The organism is Patulibacter brassicae (assembly GCF_033949425.1).
In the GTDB taxonomy this organism is placed as follows: Bacteria; Actinomycetota; Thermoleophilia; order Solirubrobacterales; family Solirubrobacteraceae; genus Patulibacter; species Patulibacter brassicae.
This window is the reverse complement of record NZ_JAXAVX010000002.1, coordinates 312190-333365: the sequence shown is the minus strand read 5'-3', so window position 1 is coordinate 333365 and position 21176 is coordinate 312190. Positions and strand designations below refer to the sequence as shown.

25 protein-coding genes and 1 tRNA gene are annotated in these 21176 nt (G+C 74.4%); 10 read left to right on the top strand and 16 right to left on the bottom strand.

Annotation, left to right across the window (positions count from 1 at the left end; translation table 11 throughout):
- The first annotated feature begins 144 nt into the window (after positions 1-144).
- Positions 145-567, top strand: a complete 423-nt coding sequence (locus tag SK069_RS06655) for a hypothetical protein (RefSeq protein WP_319953413.1) — start codon at positions 145-147, stop codon at positions 565-567.
- A 20-nt stretch (positions 568-587) separates the two neighbouring features.
- On the opposite strand, the gene SK069_RS06650 is transcribed toward SK069_RS06655, so the two are convergent.
- Positions 588-1562 (bottom strand): glycoside hydrolase family protein, encoded by a 975-nt coding sequence (locus SK069_RS06650; protein ID WP_319953412.1) that lies wholly within the window; start codon positions 1560-1562, stop codon positions 588-590.
- A gap of 107 nt (positions 1563-1669) precedes the next feature.
- Between SK069_RS06650 and SK069_RS06645 the strand changes: the two genes are divergently transcribed.
- The 4 genes from SK069_RS06645 to SK069_RS06630 all read left to right on the top strand — a co-directional run bounded on the left by SK069_RS06645 (position 1670) and on the right by SK069_RS06630 (position 5502).
- Positions 1670-2074: a Fur family transcriptional regulator gene (locus SK069_RS06645; protein ID WP_406628267.1), complete on the top strand. Its 405-nt coding sequence runs from the start codon at positions 1670-1672 to the stop codon at positions 2072-2074.
- Between the two features lie 26 nt (positions 2075-2100).
- Positions 2101-4332, top strand: coding sequence for a catalase/peroxidase HPI (katG, locus tag SK069_RS06640; RefSeq protein WP_319953410.1), 2232 nt, complete (start codon positions 2101-2103; stop codon positions 4330-4332).
- Between the two features lie 267 nt (positions 4333-4599).
- The gene (locus SK069_RS06635) at positions 4600-4836 is read left to right on the top strand and encodes a hypothetical protein (RefSeq protein WP_319953409.1); all 237 of its coding nucleotides are present in this window, start codon (positions 4600-4602) and stop codon (positions 4834-4836) included.
- Between the two features lie 165 nt (positions 4837-5001).
- The gene (locus SK069_RS06630; protein WP_319953408.1) at positions 5002-5502 is read left to right on the top strand and encodes a TspO/MBR family protein; all 501 of its coding nucleotides are present in this window, start codon (positions 5002-5004) and stop codon (positions 5500-5502) included.
- 13 nt (positions 5503-5515) lie between these two features.
- On the opposite strand, the gene SK069_RS06625 is transcribed toward SK069_RS06630, so the two are convergent.
- Positions 5516-5896, bottom strand: coding sequence for an iron chaperone (locus SK069_RS06625; RefSeq protein WP_319953407.1), 381 nt, complete (start codon positions 5894-5896; stop codon positions 5516-5518).
- A 118-nt stretch (positions 5897-6014) separates the two neighbouring features.
- On the opposite strand from SK069_RS06625, the gene SK069_RS06620 reads away from it, so the two are divergent.
- Positions 6015-7373, top strand: a complete 1359-nt coding sequence (locus SK069_RS06620) for a hypothetical protein (protein WP_319953406.1) — start codon at positions 6015-6017, stop codon at positions 7371-7373.
- A 239-nt stretch (positions 7374-7612) separates the two neighbouring features.
- On the opposite strand, the gene SK069_RS06615 is transcribed toward SK069_RS06620, so the two are convergent.
- Positions 7613-8374, bottom strand: a complete 762-nt coding sequence (locus SK069_RS06615; RefSeq protein ID WP_319953405.1) for an SDR family NAD(P)-dependent oxidoreductase — start codon at positions 8372-8374, stop codon at positions 7613-7615.
- 94 nt (positions 8375-8468) lie between these two features.
- Here SK069_RS06615 and SK069_RS06610 point away from each other — a divergent pair, with 94 nt between their 5' ends.
- Entirely contained in the window at positions 8469-9083 is a 615-nt protein-coding gene (locus tag SK069_RS06610) for a TetR/AcrR family transcriptional regulator (RefSeq protein ID WP_319953404.1), read from the top strand.
- Positions 9084-9312: 229 nt separating this feature from the next.
- Here SK069_RS06610 and SK069_RS06605 read toward each other — a convergent pair whose 3' ends face one another.
- Together SK069_RS06605 and SK069_RS06600 are read right to left on the bottom strand one after the other, a co-directional pair.
- The gene (locus SK069_RS06605; protein ID WP_319953403.1) at positions 9313-9594 is read right to left on the bottom strand and encodes a type II toxin-antitoxin system RelE family toxin; all 282 of its coding nucleotides are present in this window, start codon (positions 9592-9594) and stop codon (positions 9313-9315) included.
- Positions 9591-9857: a type II toxin-antitoxin system Phd/YefM family antitoxin gene (locus tag SK069_RS06600; RefSeq protein WP_319953402.1), complete on the bottom strand. Its 267-nt coding sequence runs from the start codon at positions 9855-9857 to the stop codon at positions 9591-9593. The genes SK069_RS06605 and SK069_RS06600 overlap by 4 nt, the downstream gene beginning before the upstream one ends.
- A gap of 134 nt (positions 9858-9991) precedes the next feature.
- On the opposite strand from SK069_RS06600, the gene SK069_RS06595 reads away from it, so the two are divergent.
- Positions 9992-10435 carry a DUF1016 N-terminal domain-containing protein gene (locus SK069_RS06595; RefSeq protein WP_319953401.1) on the top strand — a complete coding sequence of 148 codons (444 nt, stop codon included), beginning with the start codon at positions 9992-9994 and terminating at the stop codon, positions 10433-10435.
- Complete coding sequence (locus tag SK069_RS06590) at positions 10381-11565, top strand: phospholipase D family protein (RefSeq protein ID WP_319953400.1); 1185 nt, start codon at positions 10381-10383, stop codon at positions 11563-11565. The genes SK069_RS06595 and SK069_RS06590 overlap by 55 nt, the downstream gene beginning before the upstream one ends.
- A 249-nt stretch (positions 11566-11814) precedes the next feature.
- Here the strand turns inward: SK069_RS06590 and SK069_RS06585 are convergent, their stop codons facing one another.
- From SK069_RS06585 to SK069_RS06540, 10 genes are all read right to left on the bottom strand, one after another.
- Positions 11815-12000, bottom strand: coding sequence for a hypothetical protein (locus SK069_RS06585; protein ID WP_319953399.1), 186 nt, complete (start codon positions 11998-12000; stop codon positions 11815-11817).
- Between the two features lie 333 nt (positions 12001-12333).
- The gene (locus SK069_RS06580) at positions 12334-12504 is read right to left on the bottom strand and encodes a hypothetical protein (RefSeq protein WP_319953398.1); all 171 of its coding nucleotides are present in this window, start codon (positions 12502-12504) and stop codon (positions 12334-12336) included.
- A gap of 11 nt (positions 12505-12515) precedes the next feature.
- Positions 12516-12589, bottom strand: a tRNA-Met gene (locus SK069_RS06575).
- Positions 12590-12667: 78 nt separating this feature from the next.
- The gene (locus SK069_RS06570; protein WP_319953397.1) at positions 12668-13126 is read right to left on the bottom strand and encodes a DUF4334 domain-containing protein; all 459 of its coding nucleotides are present in this window, start codon (positions 13124-13126) and stop codon (positions 12668-12670) included.
- Positions 13127-13409: 283 nt separating this feature from the next.
- A complete protein-coding gene (locus tag SK069_RS06565) occupies positions 13410-14198 on the bottom strand; it encodes an ABC transporter permease (protein ID WP_319953396.1) in 789 nt (262 codons plus the stop codon).
- Positions 14199-14241: 43 nt separating this feature from the next.
- On the bottom strand, positions 14242-15030 hold the full coding sequence (locus SK069_RS06560; RefSeq protein ID WP_319953395.1) for an ABC transporter permease: 789 nt from the start codon (positions 15028-15030) through the stop codon (positions 14242-14244).
- Complete coding sequence (locus SK069_RS06555; protein WP_319953394.1) at positions 15027-16040, bottom strand: ATP-binding cassette domain-containing protein; 1014 nt, start codon at positions 16038-16040, stop codon at positions 15027-15029. Before SK069_RS06555 ends, SK069_RS06560 begins: the two co-directional genes overlap by 4 nt.
- 135 nt (positions 16041-16175) lie before the next feature.
- Complete coding sequence (locus SK069_RS06550; RefSeq protein WP_319953393.1) at positions 16176-16754, bottom strand: TetR/AcrR family transcriptional regulator; 579 nt, start codon at positions 16752-16754, stop codon at positions 16176-16178.
- Between the two features lie 224 nt (positions 16755-16978).
- Entirely contained in the window at positions 16979-17875 is an 897-nt protein-coding gene (locus SK069_RS06545; protein ID WP_319953392.1) for an alpha/beta fold hydrolase, read from the bottom strand.
- 159 nt (positions 17876-18034) lie between these two features.
- Positions 18035-18310 (bottom strand): glutathione S-transferase N-terminal domain-containing protein, encoded by a 276-nt coding sequence (locus tag SK069_RS06540; protein ID WP_319953391.1) that lies wholly within the window; start codon positions 18308-18310, stop codon positions 18035-18037.
- A gap of 180 nt (positions 18311-18490) precedes the next feature.
- Between SK069_RS06540 and SK069_RS06535 the strand changes: the two genes are divergently transcribed.
- Positions 18491-19417, top strand: coding sequence for a Ppx/GppA phosphatase family protein (locus tag SK069_RS06535; protein ID WP_319953390.1), 927 nt, complete (start codon positions 18491-18493; stop codon positions 19415-19417).
- Here the strand turns inward: SK069_RS06535 and SK069_RS06530 are convergent.
- A complete protein-coding gene (locus SK069_RS06530; RefSeq protein WP_319953389.1) occupies positions 19401-21125 on the bottom strand; it encodes an adenylate/guanylate cyclase domain-containing protein in 1725 nt (574 codons plus the stop codon). The two genes, SK069_RS06535 and SK069_RS06530, sit on opposite strands and share 17 nt — an antisense overlap.
- Between the last annotated feature and the right edge of the window lie 51 nt (positions 21126-21176).

The window sequence follows — 21176 nt, the reverse complement described above, 5'->3', positions numbered from 1 at the left end:
CGTCGACCGGGGACGGGACTGCCGGTCGACGACGGAGACGCTAGGACCGCGCGGTTTCACCGCCCCTACGCGCCGGTTTCACGGTCGCGGGGTCCCGGCCGAGCCGCGGGTTGCCGGTGGTGCTCCGCGGGGGAGCACCACGCCATGCCCCGCGCCGCGACCCTGCCCCAGCCGACCCGCGGAGGCCCCGCCGACCTGCGTCCCGTCGAGCGCGTGCTCGGCTGGGCGAGCATCGGGCTGGGGGTGCCGCAGACCCTGGCCCCCGCGGCGTTCGCCCGGGCCATCGGCGCCCCCGACGGCCCGCGGTCGCGGGTGATCACCCGCCTGCTCTGCGGGCCCCGCGAGCTCGCCGTCGGCGCGGGGATCCTCGCGGGCGAGCGTCCCCGCCCCGCCCGGACGCTCCGCGCACGCGTCGCCGGCGACGCGCTCGACGCCGCGCTGCTGGCGCTGGCCTGGCGCACCGGACCGCGCCACCGCGGGCGCCTGGCGGTGGCGACCGTCGCGACGGCCGCGATCGGCGCGACCGACCTCCTCGCCGCCCGGCGCGCCGGCACCGTCGGCGCCTGACCGGACCAGCCGACCGGGTCTCAGGGGGCGACGGCGGCCCGCGCCTGCGCGATCTGCGCGGGGTCCGTCAGCCGCAGGACCGTCCCGTGGCGGATCGATCCGCGGCCACGGATCGGCTGCGACAGCGTCCAGCCGGTCTCGAGCGTCGGGTCGCTCGTCTCGGACCAGTACATCGCCTGGGTGTCGTCGCCCTCCCGTCGGTAGGCGTCGAAGTAGATCCGCCAGCGCCGCTCCCCCACCCGCACCACCGACTGGCCCTCGATCTGGCTCGCGCTCGCCGGCATCCAGTCGTCGGGATCGGCGACGGGGACGCGGTGCCATCGGCCCAGCAGCTCGTCGGCGATCGCGTGCTCGATGTGCCCGGTCGCCTGGTCCTTGTAGAAGAGGTGGTAGCGCCCGTCGTCCTGGCGCAGGACGAACGGGTCGATCATCGTGCGCCGCAGGCCCCGCGCGAGCGGGACCGGCGTCGACCAGGCGCGCCAGTCGTCGCCGACCGGCCGGGTCTCCCACAGGTGGATGCTCGCCCACGGCCCCGCCGCGAGCAGCAGGTGGACGCTGCCGTCGGCGTCCACGAACCACTCGGGTGCCCAGACGATCGGCGTCCGCGGATCGTTGCCGGGCGGTCCCGGGATCCGCGCGACGTGCGCCCAGCTCCGCAGGTCGTCGGAGACGGCGAGCGCCGCGTAGTCGGCGTAGCCGCCGCGGCGTGCCGGCCCGCCGCTCGTGTAGGCGAGCCACCAGCGGCCGCCGTGGTGCAGGATCGACGGGTCGCGGACGATGCCGTGGAGGCCCGCGTACCGGGGCCCGGCGGCGCGGGGGAACCGGAGCCCGTCCGACGAGCCGGTGAGGTGCAGGACCCGCGAGGCGGTCTGGAAGTGCGGCAGGAGGTAGTACGGCTCGGCCGCCGGCCACGGGGCTGATCGCCCGTCGTCGCCGGAGCCGCCGCAGCCGGCGAGCGCCAGCACGAGCCCCATCCCCAGGATCCGCCGCCACATGGTCGCGGCAGGATAGCGACGCCGTTCACGGCCGGGACACAATCTGGATCGATTCCAGATTTCCTGGCATACTGCCCCGCGTGCCGGCGGTCGCGGAGCTCGAGCGGATGTTGCGGGGGGCCGACCTGCGCGTCACCCGCCCCCGTCTCGCCGTGCTCCGCGCCGTCCACGCGCACCCGCACGCCGACACCCACTCGCTCATCGACGTCGTGCGCGCCGAGCTCGGCGAGGTCTCCCAGCAGGCCGTCTACGACGTCCTCCATGCGCTGACCGACGCCGGGCTGCTCCGGCGCATCCAGCCGCTGGGCTCCGTCGCGCGCTACGAGTCGCGCGTCGGCGACAACCACCACCACGTCGTGTGCCGCTCGTGCGGCGCGGTGGCCGACGTCGACTGCGCCGTCGGCCACGCACCCTGCCTCGCGGCGTCCGAGCACCACGGCTTCGTCATCGACGAGGCCGAGGTCATCTACTGGGGCACCTGCCCCGCGTGCGCGAGCCCGAGCGCTCCCTGAAGTCCACCCCTCACCCCGGAGACCCCGTGTCCGATCAGCCCGACGCCACGAAGCCCGACGCCGAAGTCGGCGAGATGAACCAGCCGGAGTCCGCCTCCGGCGGCTGCCCCGTCGCGCACGACCGGCTCCCGCACCCCACGACGGGCGACGCCAACCGCACGTGGTGGCCCGAGCGGCTGAACCTCAAGATCCTCGCGAAGAACCCGCCGGCGGCGAACCCGCTCGGCGAGGAGTTCGACTACGCCCAGGCGTTCGAGCGCCTCGACCTCGCCGCGGTGAAGCGCGACATCGAGGAGGTCGTCACGACCTCGCAGGACTGGTGGCCGGCGGACTTCGGCCACTACGGCGGCCTCATGATCCGGCTGGCGTGGCACAGCGCCGGCACGTACCGCGTGACGGACGGCCGCGGCGGCGCCGGTGCCGGGCAGCAGCGCTTCGCGCCGCTGAACAGCTGGCCCGACAACGGCAACCTCGACAAGGCCCGCCGCCTCCTCTGGCCGGTGAAGCAGAAGTACGGCCGCAGCCTCTCGTGGGCCGACCTCCTGGTCCTCGCCGGCAACGTCTCGCTCGAGTCGATGGGCTTCGAGACCTTCGGCTTCGCCGGCGGTCGCGAGGACGTCTGGGAGCCCGACGAGGACGTCTACTGGGGCGCGGAGACGACGTGGCTCGGCGACGCGTACCGCTACGGCGGCGGCGAGGCCGTCCGCAAGACGGCCGCGAACGCGCAGGGCCTCGAGAGCCCGCTCGGCGCCGTCCAGATGGGCCTCATCTACGTCAACCCGGAGGGCCCGGGCGGCAACCCGGACCCCGTCGCCGCCGCCCAGGACATCCGCGAGACGTTCGGCCGGATGGCGATGAACGACGAGGAGACCGTCGCGCTGATCGCCGGCGGCCACACCTTCGGCAAGACCCACGGCGCCGCCGATCCCGAGCAGTACGTCGGCCCGGAGCCCGAGGGCGCCGACCTCGTGGAGCAGGGCCTGGGCTGGAAGAGCTCCTACGGCTCGGGCAAGGGCGCCGACGCGATCACGTCGGGCCTCGAGGTGACCTGGACGACGACCCCCACGAAGTGGTCCAACGACTTCTTCGAGATCCTCTTCGGCTACGAGTGGGAGCTCGACCAGAGCCCCGCCGGCGCGGCGCAGTGGGTCGCCAAGGACGCCGAGGCGATCATCCCCGGCCCGGCCGCCGACTCGCCGAAGCGCAAGCCGACGATGCTCACGACCGACCTGGCGCTGCGCTTCGACCCGGCCTACGAGAAGATCTCGCGCCGCTTCCTCGAGAACCCGGACGAGTTCGCCGACGCGTTCGCCCGCGCCTGGTTCAAGCTCACGCACCGCGACATGGGGCCGATCCAGCGCTACCTCGGTCCCGAGGTCCCGCAGGAGGAGCTCCTCTGGCAGGACCCGGTCCCGGCCGGACCGCAGCTCTCCGACGCCGACGTCGCCACGCTGAAGGCGAGGATCGCCGAGACCGGCCTGACGGTGACCGAGCTCGTGAAGGCCGCCTGGGCGTCGGCCTCGACGTTCCGCGGCAGCGACAAGCGCGGCGGCGCGAACGGCGCCCGCGTGCGCCTGGACCCGCAGGCGGGCTGGGAGGTCAACGACCCGGCCGAGCTCGCGAAGGTCCTCGACGCGCTCGTCGGCGTCCAGTCGGCGTTCGACGGCGACGTCTCGCTCGCGGACCTCATCGTCCTGGCGGGCAACGTCGGCGTCGAGCAGGCCGCGAAGGCCGGCGGCGTCGAGGTCTCCGTGCCGTTCACCCCCGGCCGCGGCGACGCGTCGCTGGAGCAGACCGACGTCGAGTCGTTCAGCTGGCTCGAGCCGCAGGCCGACGGCTTCCGCAACTACGTCAAGGGCGAGCCGGCGCTGCCGCTCGAGCACCTCCTGATCGACCGGGCGAACCTCCTGACGCTCTCGGCGCCGGAGACGACGGTCCTCGTCGGCGGCCTGCGGGTCCTCGGCGCGAACGCCGGCGGCTCGACGCACGGCGTGCTGACGGAGCGGGTCGGCACGCTGTCCAACGACTTCTTCGTCCACCTCCTGGGCAGCACGTGGGAGGCGGCCGGCGACGGCACCTACCGGACGCAGGACGGGCGCTTCACCGGCACCCGCGTGGACCTCGTGTTCGGCTCGAACTCCGAGCTGCGCGCGCTGGCGGAGGTCTACGCCTCCGACGACGCGAAGGAGCAGTTCGTCCACGCGTTCGTCGCGGCCTGGGCGAAGGTCATGGACCTCGACCGCTACGACGTCCGCTAGGACCCGCGCGGCGCGCTCGCTCCGGCGAGCGCACCGCGCAGATGCGGGAGGCACGGCTGCGCGGTCGCGCGATGCGCCGCCGCGCGAGACGAGCCACGCCCGTGGTCCGGGCCGGGACGGCGATCGGACGGCACGAGCCTCGCGCGCGTGGTCGTCTCGGGCTGCCGAGCGGGAACGCGCCGAGACCGGCCGCGGGGGTCGTCCGGGCGTCCGGAGTGTGAGGTCCGTGACGGTTCGCCCCGAGGCAGCGGCCTACCGTCGGGTGCGATGGCCTACCTCCTCGCGCTGCTCTCCATCGCGGCGCTGTCGCAGACGCCCCGGCGCCTGCGGCAGTGGGCGGTCGCCCGGCCCGTCCCGGGCGCGGCGGCCCCGTACGCGCTGCGTCCGGCCTTCGCGCTCGGCCCGCCGGTCGACGCCGACCAGGTCGAGATCGCCGCGCGCGACCTCCGCGCCTACCACGCGGAGATCGCGGCGTTCCTCGCCGCCCGCGCCGGGCAGCGCTGATCGGCGGACCGGCGGTCGAGCGCCGGCCGGCCGCGCCGCAGGGGACGAGCGCGGGCCCGGACGATGCCCGCGCGGCCCGCGTCCCCGACGGCGACGCGACACCCCGATCGGCACGCGCCGAGCCCGCCGGATTCGACCGCCCCCGCCTGCGGGTAGGCGCCCCGCATGGGAACGATCCTGACGGCCGCGCCGCGCCGCCCCCGCCCGACGGTCGCGATCGCCGCTGGCTGGGCGGCGGCGCTCGTCGCCGTGGCGGTGGTCGGCGCGCTCGGGTCGGACACGAGCAGCACGTGGTACCGCGAGCTCGACCGCCCCTCCTGGCAGCCGCCCGGCGCGGTGTTCGGCCCGGTCTGGACGACGCTCTACGTGCTGATCGCGATCGCCGCGACGCTCGCCACCCGCAGCGCGCCCGCGCGTCGACGCGGCCTCGTGGTCGGGCTCCTCGCCGCGAACCTCGTGCTGAACGTCGGCTGGACGTGGATCTTCTTCCGGGCGCACGCGCCGGTCGCCGCGGGCGTCGAGATCGTCGTCCTGCTCGCGACGATCGTGGCGCTGATCCGGGTCATCGCGCCGCATCACCGCGGGGCCGCCCTGCTGCTCGTGCCGTACCTCGCCTGGGTGTCGTTCGCGACCGTCCTCACCTGGACGATCGCGGCGACGAACTGACCGAGGACGCCGGCTACCAGCCGGCGCCGGTGGCCTCGTACTCGTCGATCCGCGCCTGCATGAGCGTCCGGCACAGGTCGACGGGGAGCTCCCGGTCGTAGGGCAGCTTGATGAAGCCCTCCCCCGCGTCGTAGCCCGTGGCCTCCACCGTGGCGCGGTGCTCGGCGAAGAAGCGCGTCGGGAAGCGCAGCGAGCAGTGGGCCTTGTAGTCCTGCAGCATCCAGAGGCGGGTCTTCTCCCCGCGCACGTAGACCGGCAGGTTCCACGCCAGGCGCTCCTGCGCCTCCGGGTCGGCTTCCCGGCTCAGCGCCCGCAGGGCCTCGACGTGCGCGCGGCGCTCGTCGGGCAGCTGCGCGAAGTAGTCCTCGACGCTCTCGCGCTTGGGGCTCGGCATGCCGCGATCCTAGGGGCTCCCCGGTGCGCGCCTCCGCCGTCCCGGAGCGCCCGGCCGGGGGCGCGCTTCCGTGGAACCACCGATGCGGCGTGCCGCGACGCCGTGGTGTGATCGGTGCGTGCGTCGTCCGCTGACCGCTCTGCTCGTCGTCGCCGGCACGGTGCTCGCCGCGGGGAGCCAGGCCCGTGCCGACAGCCTCGTCTTCATCGACCAGGGAGGGGACGTCGCGATCGCGCGCCCCGACGGCGGCGCGGTGCGCAAGGTCACCCACGCGTCCTCCCCCGACAGCGGCTACCGGGCGCCGTCCGTCGCCGATGACGGGCTGATCACCGCGTTCCTGCGCCAGCGCGACGACGGCGGGAACTCGACCCTCGTCGCGCTGGGGACCGACGGCACCGTGCGTCAAGGGCCGTTCCTCTTCCCGCGCTCCGGGATCTGCGGGGGGCTGAGCCCGTTCCGCACCGCGACCTCGCCCGACGGCGCGTTCGTGGCGGCGCAGTACTGGAAGGGCTCCAACACCTGCCTCGGCAGCTCGCCGACGCCGTCCGTCCGCCTGGTGACGCGGAACGCCGCGACGCCGTCGCCGGACACGTACCCCTCCTACGACTACCTGACCGAGCCGCGCTGGGTGCGCCACCCCGACGTGCGCCTCGCCGGGATCAACGGCGGCACGCTGTCGGTCTGGCAGAACGACGCCACGAAGATGGAGCCGTGGCTCGCGCTGCCGGTGGACAGCCCCTACCGACTGGCCGGCTTCGACATCCACCCGACCCAGACGCGCCTCCTGCTCGATCTCGGACCGGCGAGCGGCACCGGCGTGCAGCCCCACCGACTCGAGCTCTACTCCTACACCGAGATGTCGACCGGCGACGCGCCGCCGACCGACCCGAACCCGCAGCTGCTCTGCGCGACCGACGGCTACGTCAGCAACGACACCGGCGGCGGTCGACCGATCTGGTCGCGAGACGGCACCCAGATCGCCTGGACCGGTCCCGAGGGCATCTTCGTCTCCCCCGCGCCGGTCCCCGACGGCGGCACCTGCAGGCTCCAGCCGCGACTCGTCGTCCCCGGCGCCGGGCCGGACGTCGCCTGGGCGCCGTTCGACGTCTCCGATCCTGCCGCTCCCGGCGGCTCCCCGAGCGGCGGCGGCACGGCGGGGCCCGGGGCCCCGTCCGGGACGGGCGGCTCCGCGTCGTCGGGGCCCGCGTTCAAGGGGGCGACCGTCACGGCCGCCCGTCGCGGCTTCGCGCTCCGGCTGACGGTCACGCGCGCCACGACGGTCACCGTCACGATCACGCGCCGCGGGGCGCGCAAGGCCCTCGGCGTCCTGCGCTACCGGGCGCGCAAGGGCACCTTCCGGCGCACGATCACGAGGGTCCGCGGCAAACGGCTCACGCGCGGGCGCTACCGGATCGTCGTCCGCGCCGGCACGACATCGCGGACGCTCCAGGTCCGCGTGCGCCGTCCCGCGCGGTGAAGCCTCGCGCCGGCGTGCCGGCCGGCCACCCATCCTGAGACGCCGAGCCGGCCGGTCCGTCGGCGATCGCCGACGAGCTCGGCGGCGGTCGCTCCGCAGCACCGCAGCGCGTCGGGTGGCGCCCTCCCCGTCGTGCTCCACCGCACCAGCGGGCCTCGGGGGCGAGGCGCCGCCACGCGGAGCGGCTGCGGGAAAGGACCAGCACCCCGTCGCGTGCACGAGGACCAGGGGCGACGCCCCTAGAGCGTCCTCGTGCCCAGGGCTCCTCCATCGACGACGACGGTCGTGCCGTGCACGTAGGTCGCCGCGTCGCTCGCGAGCCACACCGCGGCTGCGGCGATCTCGTGCGGCTCGCCGACGCGACCTGCCGGGAAGGCCCGGGCGGCGTCGTCGAGGAACGCCGCCGCACCGGCCGTCCCGGCCGTCCGCGTGATGCCCGGGGCGATCGCGTTGAAGCGCACCCCGGTCCCGGCGAACTCCGCGGACCACCCGCGGGTCAGCTGCTCGACCGCCGCCTTCGACGCCGCGTAGATGGCGCCCGAGGGCATGCCCACGGTGGAGATCCAGGACCCGAGACTCAGCACGACCCCCGACCCGCGCGCAGCCATCGCGGGAGCGACGGCCGCCGTCAGGACGTGCGGGGCACGGACGTTCGTCGCCCACACCGCGTCCAGGGTCGCGTCGTCGATCTCCGCCGTGGGCGCCGCCGGGTAGATCCCGGCGTTGTTGACCAGGACGTCGACGCGCCCCCCGAGCGCCTCGGTCGCCTCCTCCGCGAGCGCCCGGACGGCGTCGCCGGACCGTCCGAGGTCGGCGTGCACGTAGGTCGCTCGCCCCCCGGCGTCCTCGATCGCAGCCACCGTCGCGTCGCCCCGCTCTCGAACCCGACCGGTCACCACGACGTGCGCCCCTTCCGCGGCCAAGGACATCGCGATCGCCTGCCCGATCCCGCTCGTGGACCCCGTCACGAGCGCGGTGCGCCCGTCCTGCGTCGTTCCCATGCTGCGCTCCGTGTCTCGCAGGCCCCTTCTGGACCAGGCGGTCCATTCGTTGTAGCAGATTGGACCTGCTGGTCCATTTGGGTACGATCGAGAGATGGCGCCCGCACCGCTGACCGCGAAAGGCGAGGCGACGAGAGCGCGGATCGTGGCGGCCACCGCCGAGAGGATCCTGGCGGCCGGACTCGGCGGGACGAGCCTGGACGACGTCCGAGCGGCGACGCTGACGAGCAAGGGGCAGCTGTTCCACTACTTCCCCGGGGGCAAGGCGGAGCTCGTCCGCGCGGTCGCGGAGTGGCAGGGGCAGCGCGTGCTCGACGCCCAGCGCCCGGCCCTCGACGCGCTGGACAGCTGGGCGTCCTGGGAGGAGTGGCGCACCCGGCTCCTCGCGCACTACGACGCCCAGCACGGGTGGGGCTGTCCCATCGGGTCGCTCGCGAGCGAGGCGGCCACGAGCGACCCGCAGCTCGCCGCCGCGCTGGCCGACTACCTGCGCACGTGGTCGGGGTACCTGGCGGCCGGCGTCGAGCGCATGCGCCGCGCCGGCATCCTGCGCGCGGACGCCGATGCGAACCGGCTCGGCACCGCCGTTCTGGCGGCGATCGAGGGCGGGCTCCTCCTGACGCGCACCGAGCAGGCGCTCTGGCCGCTGGAGGTCGCCCTCGACGGCGCGCTGGCCCACCTGCGTTCCTGGGAGGCCCCGGCCGAATAGCGGCGGGCAGCCACGCGCCCGGCCCACGCTCCGCGAAACGGCGCCCGGCCGAGCCCCTCGAGAACGCGAAAGGCGCCCCCGAAGGGGCGCCTCGCGTGAGTAGCGGGGGCCCGCTTCGTTCGCAGTGGCGACCGGCTGCGGCAGGTCGTCTCGCTCCCGGCACCCAAACGCGAGCCGGTTTCGACGACATGAGACGCGGCCGGTGCGAGGCCGCGAGCCACCCGCCGGTTCAGCGCGGCCGGTACACGTCGCGCCGATGCTCGATCCGCAGCACGACGACCTCACGAGGCTCTTCCACGATCCGGTAGAGGACCCGGTACGTCCCACGCCGCGCCGACCACACGCCCTCGAGCTGGCCACGCAACGGCTTGCCGACCCGCCGTGGCTCGCGCACCAGCGCGGTCGTGAGCAGATCGATCACCGCACCAGCGACCGCCTCCGGCAGCTCGTCGGCCAGCGCCCGCCGGGCCGGGGGCGTCAGAACAAGGGCGTACTCCTCCCCCGCGCTCAACGCCGCAACGCGCGAACCGCGTCGACGCCCCGCACGACGTCACCACGAGCGTAGGCCGCATCCGCCTCGCGAACGTCGGCCATCGCCCCGGGGTCGGTCAGCACCGAGACCGTCTCCTCCAGCTGCGCCAGATCCTCCGGACTGACGATCACCGCCGCCTCATGACCGTTGCGGGTGATCGTGACCCGCTCGTGATGACGCTCGACACGGTCGACCACCTCAGAGAGATGATCCCGCACGCTCCGCAGCGGCTCCACGCTCATAGCCACAATTGTGGCCGGCTGCCGCTCGGCAGTCAAGGGCACGCGTCCAGATGGCGCGAAGCGAGCGCCGGTGAAGACAGGACCCGTGCCGGCAAGCCGGGCATCCGCGGCGCCTCCGCCGCAGGCAGACGCACATGCGCCAGCTCGCCGCCACCTGGCCCGACGAGCCATTCGTGCAAGGCCGCGTTGCACAAGTCTCCTGGACCCACCACATCGCGCTGCTGGACAAGCTCGACGACCCGCAGCTCCACCGCTGGTACGGCGAGAACGCCGCCGAGAACGGCTGGTCCCGCGACGTCTTCGTCTACCAGATCGAAGGGCACCTGCACCTCCGCCAAGGCCAAGCGCTGGCGAACTTCGACCGCACCCTGCCGGCACCCGGATCCGACCTCGCCCGCGAGCTCTCCAAGAGCCCCTACCTGTTCGAGTGGCTCGGCCTCGACGAACGCGTCGCGGAAGCCGAGATCGAACGCGGCCTCATCGACCAGTTGTGCATTCGGCCGGCGGTTGCGAACGTGCCCGCATGGACTACGAGTTGCTCGATCGCGGGTGGGCCGAAGTGCTCACTTCTCCGCTGAAGGCTGACCGTTCGAACGTACGAGTCGTCTCCCCGTTCATCAAGACGAGCGCCGCGCGTCGATTGCTGAAGTCGGGGCTCCCTGCCGAGATACGGGTGATCACCCGATTCAGCCTTGTGGACTTCGCTTCAGGGGTGAGCGACCTGACGGCGCTGCGCGTACTTCGCGAAGCTGGGGCCCGAATCCGGGGCGTTCGCGGTTTGCATACGAAGCTCTACCTCCCGACCCCCACGTTCGCCGTTGTCACGTCAGCGAACCTCACAGAGGCGGGCCTAAGCCGTAATCGAGAGCTCGGCGTGGCATCACGAGATCCATCGTTCGTTCAAGCGTGTTCCTCGTATTTCGAGTCGCTGTGGAACGGTGGAGGAGAAGACCTCTCGTTCGATCAGATCGACGCATGGGAAGCGACGATTGAAAGGGTCTGGGCACAAGGTGCGCCGCCAGACCTCCGTTCCCCGCTCCCAGACTTCGGATCTTCCATTGCCTCCGACGACGTTGCAGCAGGGGGCGACAACTCCTCGCCGCCAATCTTCGCTGAAAGTCCCCGGGCCTGGGTCAAGTTCTTCGGCGAAGGAACTAATCGCGAAAGTCGTGCGACTCCGGTGCTAGACGAGGTCCGGAGGTCGGGGTGCCATTGGTCGTGTACGTACCCAGCCAAACGGCGGCCGGTCAGCGTTCGCAACGGCGACACGATGTTCCTATCTCGCCTTGTTCGAGACCCGGACGACATCGTCGTCTTCGGTAGGGCGATCGGAATGGCGTACGTCCCGGGGCGCGATGATGCTTCCCCGACGGACATCGCCGAGCGTCCGTGGCGAGAGCAATGGTCTCGGTACATCCGGGTCCACAACGTTCAGCTCTTGGACGGCGCGCTCGGCGGCGGCGCTTCGCTGAACGCACTGATGAGCGACCTGGGTCCTGATTCCTTTCGCGTCACCCAGCACAATGCGATCGGCGGAGGGAACACGGAGCCGCGGCGGGCGTACCGTCAGCAGCCGGCGGTGGAACTTTCGGCACAAGGGCACGCGTGGATGTCGGCGGCGCTCGAAGAGCGGTTTGCTTTGTCCGGAACCGCAAGCAGGTGGGCGATGGCCGCCCTCGACTGGCCGATCCCGCCCGCCTCGACGTAGCTTGAGGACTCAATCGGCGGTCCTGGACGCGTCCGCGTCGCCGTCGACGGCGCATCGAGAATCGCAAGCCACAATCGAATCGATACCCGATCCGCGCTCAGATCAGGTCGATGAGCAGGCAGATCTCGATGTCACCTTAGGTCGAGTCGCCGGCCCGCTTCGTTCGGGATGGTGACCGCGTGCGGCAGGTCGAAGCCCTCAACGTGACGGGACGCCGCCCCCTCCCGCTGGCCGGCTGAGGTCGCGTCCCTACGGTCCGGTGCTCCGCCGCAGCCGAGCAGCGAACTGCGGTGCGCCAGCCCGACCGAAGGCATCCACGAGCGCGTCGACGTTCGGCCCACTCCACGCTCGCGCTTGACGCTCGACGATCCCGGCGACGAGGTCGGGCTCCTCGTCGACCAGCGGGACGAGCACCGCGTCGGGCGTCGCGAGCACGACACCGCTCGCCCAACGCATCTTCGGGCCGCTGCGCGTGGAGCGCCTGCAGAAGCAACTCGCCGCCGAGCAGCACGGACGCCAGACCCACCAACAACGCGCCGCCAAGCGCCTGCGCGAGCAGCTCACCGACCTCGACCGCCGCATCAAGGCCCAGATCCAGGCCCTGGAAGCCGGCATCGAACCGGACCTCGTCGCCGCACGCATCGCCGAGCTACGCAGCGACCGCGACACCGCCCAAGCCGCGCTGCACGACCTCGCCCCCCACGACCTCGACCAACGCGAGGACGACCTCGCCGACCGGCTGCGACGGATCCCCGACCTCACCCAGTCCTACCGCGACGCGCCGATCGAGGTCCAGCGCCAGACCCTCGACGCCTTCGACGTCCAGATCCTCGTCGACAAGCCCGGCGGCCGGATCGAGATCTCCGCCACCATCAGCGACCAGATCGCGACGGCCTTGGAGAACGAGAAGGCCCTCCGTGAGGAGGGCCTTCTGGTCACTAGTTCCGAGGTAGCGGGGGCAGGATTCGAACCTGCGACCTTCGGGTTATGAGCCCGACGAGCTACCTGACTGCTCCACCCCGCGGCGGACTGGGAACGATAGCGCGTCGCGCGCGCTGATGCCGTGCGGCCGACGCGTTCGGCGGGTCCGTCGGATCGGGCCTCAGACGCGCCGCAGGAGGAAGGCCAGCGGCTCGTCGTCGCCCTTGGCGTCCATGAGGCCCAGGACGGTGTCGGCGTCGATCGCGCGGAAGTGGTCGAGGATCGGGTGGTGGTCGTAGATCATCGTCGCGGTCGTGATGCCGCGGTACGCGACGCGACGCAGCGACGCGGCGCCGAGGACCGGGCTCGCGACCCGCTCGCCTGCCGCGTCGTGGCCGACGATCGGGTCGACGTCGTCGGGTGCGCGGAAGGTCTTGCCGACCCAGCCGAGCTGCGCCAAGCGACCCTCGCCGCGGTGGCCGGTCCGGACGATCGTGCCGTCCCACTCGCCGATCATCGCCTCGACGTCGACCGCCGGCAGCGCGTCGAACACGGTCAGCACGGCCTCGAGCTCGACGGGGTCGCCGGCGGCGGCCGCCGCGAGCAGCGCCTGCGGGGTGTGGGTCGTCGTGGGTGCCATCGGCGCACAGCCTACGGCGGCGTGGGACGGATCGGGCGCCTCCGTCCCATCGTCGCTCCCGCCTCCGGAGGGCCCGCACCACCACCGCGCGTACCGAAGGACGGCACCCGTCACCGCCTGGCGTGTCGTCCCAGCCCCGGGGGCCGGGGCTCAGCCGACACGCGAGGCGGCGGCCGTCCGCAGCGCCGGTCGGACGGCCCCGCCGCTCGCCCCGGCGCCGACCCCAGGCAGCGCGGGGCGCACCGGGAACCCGGGCCGAGGCGAACGCGAGACCCGGCGGACCTCAGCGACCCATGCGCCGCAGGCCTACGAGCGCCAGCGCGCCGAAGCCGACGGTCATCCCCGCCAGCGACACGAGCCCGGGCCAGGTGTGGGCGAGGCTCAGGTCGATCCCCGACACCGTCGCCTGCCGGCCGAGCTCCAGGACGTGGGACACCGGGTTGATCCGGGCGACGTGCTCGAGCCAGCCGGTCAGCAGCGGCTGGGGCGTGTAGGCCGTCGAGAGGAACACGCCGAGGAAGACGCCCATCTGCATCAGCGGCCCGGCCTGCTGGGTGCGGAAGATCACCGCCATCGCGATCCCCCACATCGCCGCCACCGCGCAGAAGCCGACCGACGCGAGGTACAGCAGCACCACGCCGAGCACCCCACCGGTGACCTCCGCGCCGATCGCCACGCCGACGACGAGGACGAGCGTCACGGGGATGAGCGCCCGCGTGATCGCCCCGAGGACGGGACCGAGCACGAGCAGGGGCCGCGCCACCGGGGCCACGAGCAGCCGGTCGAACCACCCCTGCTCGATGTCGCGGGCGAGGTTCGCGCCCGCCGCCGCGCCCGCGAAGCCCGCGCCCTGCAGGCAGCAGAGCGGCACGACCCACGACAGGTAGGAGTCCGTGGGGAACTCCGGCAGGCCGACGAGCCGGCCGAACTGGCCACTCGTGCCGAGCAGGAAGATCAGCGGCGCCAGCGAGGAGCCGAAGATCGCGCCGCGCACGCGCGTCACCTCGCCGAGCGAGCGGATCCACAGCGCCCAGGCCACCGGCGCGGCCGGCGTCGTCGTGCGGGCGCTCACGACCGCTGCTCCCGCGCGCGGCGGTCGGTGACGGACGGCGCGCTCACGAGCGCCGCGCCCGGTCGGCGAGGGCGAGGATCGCCAGCAGCGTCGCGCCGGCGGCGAGCGCCACCGCGGCCAGCAGGCCGAGCCACGGATCCCCGAGCGCGGTGTCGCCCTGCAGCAGGCCCCGCGCGCCCTCCACGACGTACGTCAGCGGGTTGAACGCCGAGACGTCGTGGAGCGTCGGAGTCAGCAGGTCGCGCGGGAAGAACGCCGGCGCGGTGAAGAGGAACACGAAGACGAACGGGAAGATCGACTGCATGAGGCTCATCGAGCCGGTCCGGATCGCGATCGCGCACGCCAGCCCGCCGATCCCGATCGCGGCGATCGAGGCGAGGCCCGCGGCGCCGAGCGCCCCGAGGACGCCCCCGTCGTAGTGGGCCCCGAACACGAGCGCGATCAGCAGGAACCACGCGGCCTGCAGGACGGCGAGCCCGAGCGTCCCCGCCAGCCGGCCGAGCACGAGGCTCGAGCGGCGCACGGGGGCGGCGAGCAGGCGATCGAAGAACCCGCTCTCGATGTCGGAGGCGATCGCGATGCCGCTCGTCAGCCCGGCGAGCAGCGCCCCCTGCAGGAGCGTGCCGGGGACGACGAAGCCGAGGAACGACGACACCTCCGGGAACGCCTCGAGGTCGCGCCCCGCCCGCGTCCCCGACGCGATCACCGCGAGCACGAGCAGCGGCAGCACGAACGTCGGCATGAGCAGCTGCGCCCGGCGGAACTGGACGCTCAGTCCCCGCCGTCCCAGTGCGCCGACGACCCGCGACTCGCGCGCAGCGCCCCCGATCACGCCGGCGCTCCCTGCGCGGCCGGGTCGGCGTCGGCCGCGGCCTGCGCGGCGCCCTCAAGCGTCGACCCGGTGACGGCCGCGAAGACGTCGTCGAGCGTCGGGCTCTCGACCTCGAGCGACTCGACGGCGATCCCCGCCTCGTCGAGCGCCCGCACCGCGGCGGGCACGGTCGCCTTGCCCTGCGCCGCGCGGATCGCCACCCGCGAGCCCTCCTCGCACGCCACCAGGGGCCCGATCGCCGCGAGCGCCGCGCGCGCGGCCGGCAGGTCGGCGCCCTCGGCGAGGTCGACGTGCAGCGTCGGCTCGCCGACGCGCGCCTTCAGCTCGTCCGGGGTGCCCTCCGCGACGAGCGAGCCGCCGGCGATGATCCCGACGCGTCCGGCGAGCTGCTCGGCCTCCTCGAGGTATTGCGTCGTGAGGAAGACCGTCGTGCCGTCGCCGTTGAGGCCGCGGACCTCGCGCCACAGCGCGGAGCGGCTCGTCGGGTCCAGGCCGGTCGTCGGCTCGTCGAGGAAGAGGACGCGCGGCCGGTGCACGAGGGCCATCGCGAGGTCCAGCCGCCGGCGCATGCCGCCGGAGTACTCCCCCACGCGCCGCCCACCGGCGTCGGTCAGCCCGACGCGCTCCAGCAGCTCGGTCGCGCGGCCGCGCGCCTCGGCGCCGCGCATGCCGTGCAGCGCGCCCTGCATCCGCAGGAGCTCGGTCCCCGTCATCAGCGGGTCGATCGCGGCCTCCTGCAGGGCGACGCCGATCGAGCGCCGCACGGCGTCGGACTCGGCCACCACGTCGTGACCGGCCACCCGTGCCTCGCCCCCGGTCGGCCGCAGCAGCGTCACGAGGATCCGGACGGTCGTCGTCTTGCCGGCGCCGTTCGGACCGAGGAAGCCGTAGATCTCGCCCTCGTCGACCGCGAGGTCGAGCCCGTCGACGGCCTTGATGCCGCCCTTGAAGGCCCGCTCGAGACCGCGGACGGCGATCGCTGGTCCGCTCGACGACGTTCGCTCGTGCACGGCGCGAGCCTAGAGGGTGCGCCGGCCCGGCCCCGTCGCGCGGCGATCGCGCCCCGGCCCGTCGCGCGCGGACGCGGCGCGTCGCCGCTCACCGGGGTCGGCGCAGGCGTCGTGGGGACCGTCGCGGCGCGCGCCTCAGCGCGGGACGACGATGCCGCCCTGGCCCTGCAGGACCAGCCGGGCGACCTGCTCGGCGAGCTCGTGCGGCGTCCACCGCTCCGGCTCGGCGAGCAGCGCGCGGGCGGCGGCCTCGGCGAGGCCGGCGAGCAGGAAGCCGAGCAGCCGACCCTGGCGCTCGGCGTCCGGGACGCGCTGCTCCACGAGCCAGGCCTCGACGAGCGCGGCGATCGCGTCGGTCTGCGCCTGCCGGCCGCGCTGCACGCGCCGATTGATGGCGGCGTCGGTGCCGCCGGCCCCGAGGAACACGACCTGGAAGGCGGCCGGCGCCTCGCGCACGGCCTCGAGGAAGGCGCCGAGCGCGTCGACGATGACCGGCTGCAGGTCCGTGTCGAGCTTCTCGGGCAGCGACCCGGTGATCGCCTTGAGGATCCGCTGCTCCTCGCGCCGCAGGAGCTCGCCGAAGAGCGCCTCCTTGCTCGGGAAGCTCGAGTAGACCACCGGCTTGGAGACGCCGACGCGCCGAGCGATCGCCTCCATCGACGCACCCTCGTAGCCCCGCTCGAGGAAGACCTCGAACGCCGCGTCGAGGATCATCGGCCGACGGCGCTCGGGGCCGAGGTGCGCGGCGCGCGGCCGCTCCGAAGCACGCCCGGTGGCGCGACCGGCGGCCTTGACGACCGCCTTCCGCGCCGAGCGCGCGGTCTTCGGGAGCGATGAGGGACGCGGAGGCCTGGCCATTCCTACCCGGGGTAGCAGGCTAGCGGGCGAAGGCGACGGACGCATCCCCCCGGCCGGGCCGTCGGTGCCCTCGCGGGGGCTCACGCGACCGATCGCCCGATCCAGGCGAGGATCCGGCTCGCCACGTCCTCGGGGCGCTCGAGCGGCAGGAAGTGCCCCGCGCCCGGGACGCGCTCGCTGCGGCTTCCGGGCGCCAGCAGGGGCTCGGCGACGTCGGCCATCTCGGGCTGCAGGCAGCCGTCCTGCTCGCCGTGCAGCGTCAGCACCGGGACCGCCGGGCGCAGCCCGAAGAGCGCCAGCGCCCCACCGCCCCGGAGGTTGTCGCGGTAGTACTGCAGCGCCGCGCGGCGACGCCCGGGGCCCGCGAGCGCCAGCAGCGCCCGCTGCGCCTCGTCGCGACCGTCGAGCCCCGGCGACCACGCGCGCCACAGGCGCGGGATCACCCGGCCGAGGGTCCGCTCGACCGGCAGCTGGTTGTAGGCCATGTACCAGCTCATCCCGAGCTGCCGGGCCCCGGTGCCCCAGGTCGCGGGTCGACGCCAGACGGTGAGCAGCGCGAGCGGCGGCGGCACCGACATCGCGACGATCCGGGCGAACGGCTGGGCCGGGCGCGCCGCGACGGCCCAGGACGCGATGGCCCCCCAGTCGTGCCCGACGAGGACCCCGCGCTCGTCACCGCCGAGGGCGGCGTGCAGCGCGATCGCGTCGTCGCCGAGGTCCGCGGCGCGGTAGCGGTCGTTCGGAGCGAGGTCGGTCGGGGCGTACCCCCGGGACCACGGGGCGACGACCCGCCACCCCGCCGCCGCGAGTCGCGGCGCGACGTGCCGCCAGGTCCACGCCGAGTCGGGATAGCCGTGCAGGAGCAGCGCCAGCGGCGCGCGATCCGCGTCCGGGCCCGTCGGCGACCAGGTCAGCGTGCCGAACGTCAGCCCGTTGGCCCGGACGGTCCCCTGCTCGGGCATGGCGACGCCGCTCATGGCCGGACACGTTATCCGGATAGAGCGTCCGATCCGCCCCCCGCGGCCCGCCGTACCGGGACGACGCGCGTCACCCAGACCCCGAATCCCAGTCCCAAACGACTCGAGTCACGGAGGGCGGGGCGGGCGGTGCGGCCGGCGAGCCCGGGTCTTCGGCCCTCAGGCCGCGGGGTGCGCCTTCGCCCAGGCGACGATCGTCTTCGTCCCGTGGACGACGCCGCCGTCGTCGTCGACGAAGACCGGGACGTCCTCCTGGCCGGTCAGCTCGCGGATCCGGTCGCGCTTGCCGCGGCGGGTGAAGCCGAGCGCCTTGTAGCCGCCGACCGTCTCGATCTCGAACGCGTGGCCCGCGTCTCGCAGCGCCTTGGCCGCCTTGCCGCACGGGTGCACCGCCGCGGCCCGGTCCCGTTGGTTGCACGTGTAGAGCGTCGCCATCGCCGGATCCTCCCAGCGCCCCCGACGGCGCGCCAGCGAGCCGGTGCGCGGCCCCGCCGCGACCGCCCCCGGAGCGTCGCCGGCGGACCGTCCCGGGACGCGGCGGGCACGGGCCCGCCGGGGGCCCGCGGCCGGGTGGATCGCCCGGGGACGCGCGGCCGGCGGGATAGCCTGGCGCGCATGCGCCTGGCCGCCGTCGACCTCGGCTCGAACTCCACCCGCCTGCTCATCGCGGACCTCGACGACGAGGGGCGGATCCACGAGCTCGCGCGCCGGGCGACCGTCACGCGCCTCGGGCACGGGGTCGAGCGGACCGGCCGCCTGGATCCGGCGGCGGTCGACCGCGTGGTCGACGAGCTCGTCGTGATCCGGGAGCTCCTCGACCGGCACGAGGTCGAGCGGACCGTCGGCGTGCTGACGAGCGCGGTGCGCGACGCGGAGGACGGCGCCGCGCTGCTGGCGACGGTGCGCGACCGCTTCGGGATCGACGCGCGGACGATCCCCGGCGAGCGGGAGGCGCAGCTCACCTTCCAGGGCGCGACGAGCGGGCGGCCCGACGACGGCCGCCCGGTGGCGGTCGTCGACGTCGGGGGCGGCTCGACGGAGATCGCCGTCGGGCGCGCCGGCGCGCTGGACTTCCGCGTCTCGCTGCAGGCCGGCGTCGTGCGCCAGAGCGAGCGCCACGTCCACCACGACCCGCCGGAGCACGAGGAGCTGACGGCGATGGGCGACGACGTCCGGGCGATCCTCACCGCGGCGGTGCCCGAGGACGTCCGGGCCCGCGTCGGCACCGTCATCGGGGTCGCCGGGACCGCGACGTCGTGCGCGGCGATCGCGCAGGAGCTCGAGCCCTACGACCCCACGCGGGTCCACGGCTACCCGCTGACGCTCGCCGAGATCGAGGAGCAGCTCGCGCGCCTCGCCCAGATGACCGAGGCCGAGCGCCGGACGGTGCCGGGGCTGCACCCCGACCGCGCGCCGACGATCGTCGCGGGCTGCGTCCTGCTGGCGACCGCCCTGCGGGCCTTCGACGTCCGGCGCTGCGAGGTGTCCGAGCAGGACATCCTCGAAGGCGCGCTGATCGCCGTGATCACCGGCGACTGGTAGCGCCCGCGTCGTCGACGGGCGCCCGCTCGCCGGCGGCGTCCGCGCGCCCGTCGGCGACGGCCGTCCCCGGCGCGTCGCTCGCCGCGGCCGCCGCGGCGTGCTCGGCCTCGCCGGGCTCGGGGGCGCCCGCCGCTCGGCGCTCCGCCGCCAGGCGACCGAGCTGCCCCTCGATCTCCGGCAGCGGGTCCTCGACCCGGCCGGCGAGCAGCGGCGCGTGGAGGCGCACCGGGGTGCGCTTGCCCCGCACGGGCGCGGGCGGCCGGCCCGAGACGGTGCCGTGGTCGCGGCGCAGCCGCCGGCGGGTCTCCTCGGTGAAGAGCACCACGTCACCGGTCTGCCGGGTGATCGCCTCGACGCGGCTGGCGGTGTTCACGGCGTCGCCGATGACCGTGAACGTCACGCGGTTGCCGCCGCCGAGCGTGCCGGCGACGACCGGCCCGCTGTTGACCCCGATGCCGACCTGCAGCCGGCGCCCGAACCGCTGCCGCACGACGCGCGCGACCTCGATCGAGGCCGTCACCGCCGCGTCGGCGTGGTCGGCGAGCGCGACCGGCGCGCCGAAGACCGCGAGCAGGCCGTCGCCCTGGAACTGGTTGGCGCTGCCGCCGTAGCGCTCGATGACCGGCACGACGATCCCGTAGAACTCGTTGAGCAGCGCGAAGACGTCCTGGGCGCTGGCCTGCTCGGCGAACGCCGTGAAGCCGCGGATGTCGATGAACGCGACGGTGACCTCGCGCAGCTCGCCCTCGAGCCGCGGCCCCTCGTCGAGCAGCCGCTCGGCCACGACCGGGTCGACGTAGGCGTCGAGCGCCTCGTGTAGGCGCTCCCGCTCGCGCAGCCCCTCGAGGGCGATGTTGAACGAGCGCGCGAGCCGTCCGACCTCGTCGCCGGCGAGGACCGGCGCACGCTGGTCGAGGTCGCCGGTGGCGACGGCCTCCGTCGTCTCCTGCAGCGCGCGCAGCGGCGCCACGACGCTCCGCGCGAGCAGCGCGGCGAGCCCGAGGGCGATCGTGCCGCTCACGAGCAGCGCGACCGCCACGCCGAGGCCGAAGCTCGGCAGGCTCGTGTCGTCCGCGCTGAAGCCGGCGACGATCCCGCCCGCGACGACCGTGATCAGCGGGACCGCGACGAGGATCCGCCACCGGAGCGACAGCGTCTGGTCGAGGTACGCGTCGTCGGGCAGCTGGGGCGCGAGCGCCTCGACGACGGGCCGCAGCACGAGCTCGAGCTCGAGGTAGCGGATGAGCACGCCCCCGGAGAGCACGACGGTGCCGGCGAGCCCGAGCGCGAGGCCGCTGGGCACCGCGGGCAACCCGGCGACGAGGCAGATGATGAGGATGGTCAGCACCGCCCAGCCGACGGTGCGCAGCGCCGCGTCGGCGCCCACGAGGCGCAGCGGCAGCCGGGTGACGGCCCGCCACGCGACGATCGCCCGGCCGGGGTCCTCCGGCTGGGCGTGCCACGCGCCGACGGCGCGCAGCTCGCGCCAGGCGACCCGCGTGACGACGAGATTCTCCACGAGCGTGAACCCCTGGGTCACCGCCAAGAGCGCCAGCCACTCCCCCGTCGAGAGCGAGACGTAGCGGGCCAGGACCCCGATCGCGATCGCGACGACCGCGTGCCCCTGGGCGATCACGAGCAGCACCGCGAGCCGCGGGTAGCGCGACCCGAGGCGGCGGTGGAGCTCGTGCAGGGGGCGCCGCGGCACGGCACGGATTCTCCCAGGCCGAGCGGCCCGTGGGGCCCCCGAATCGAACTC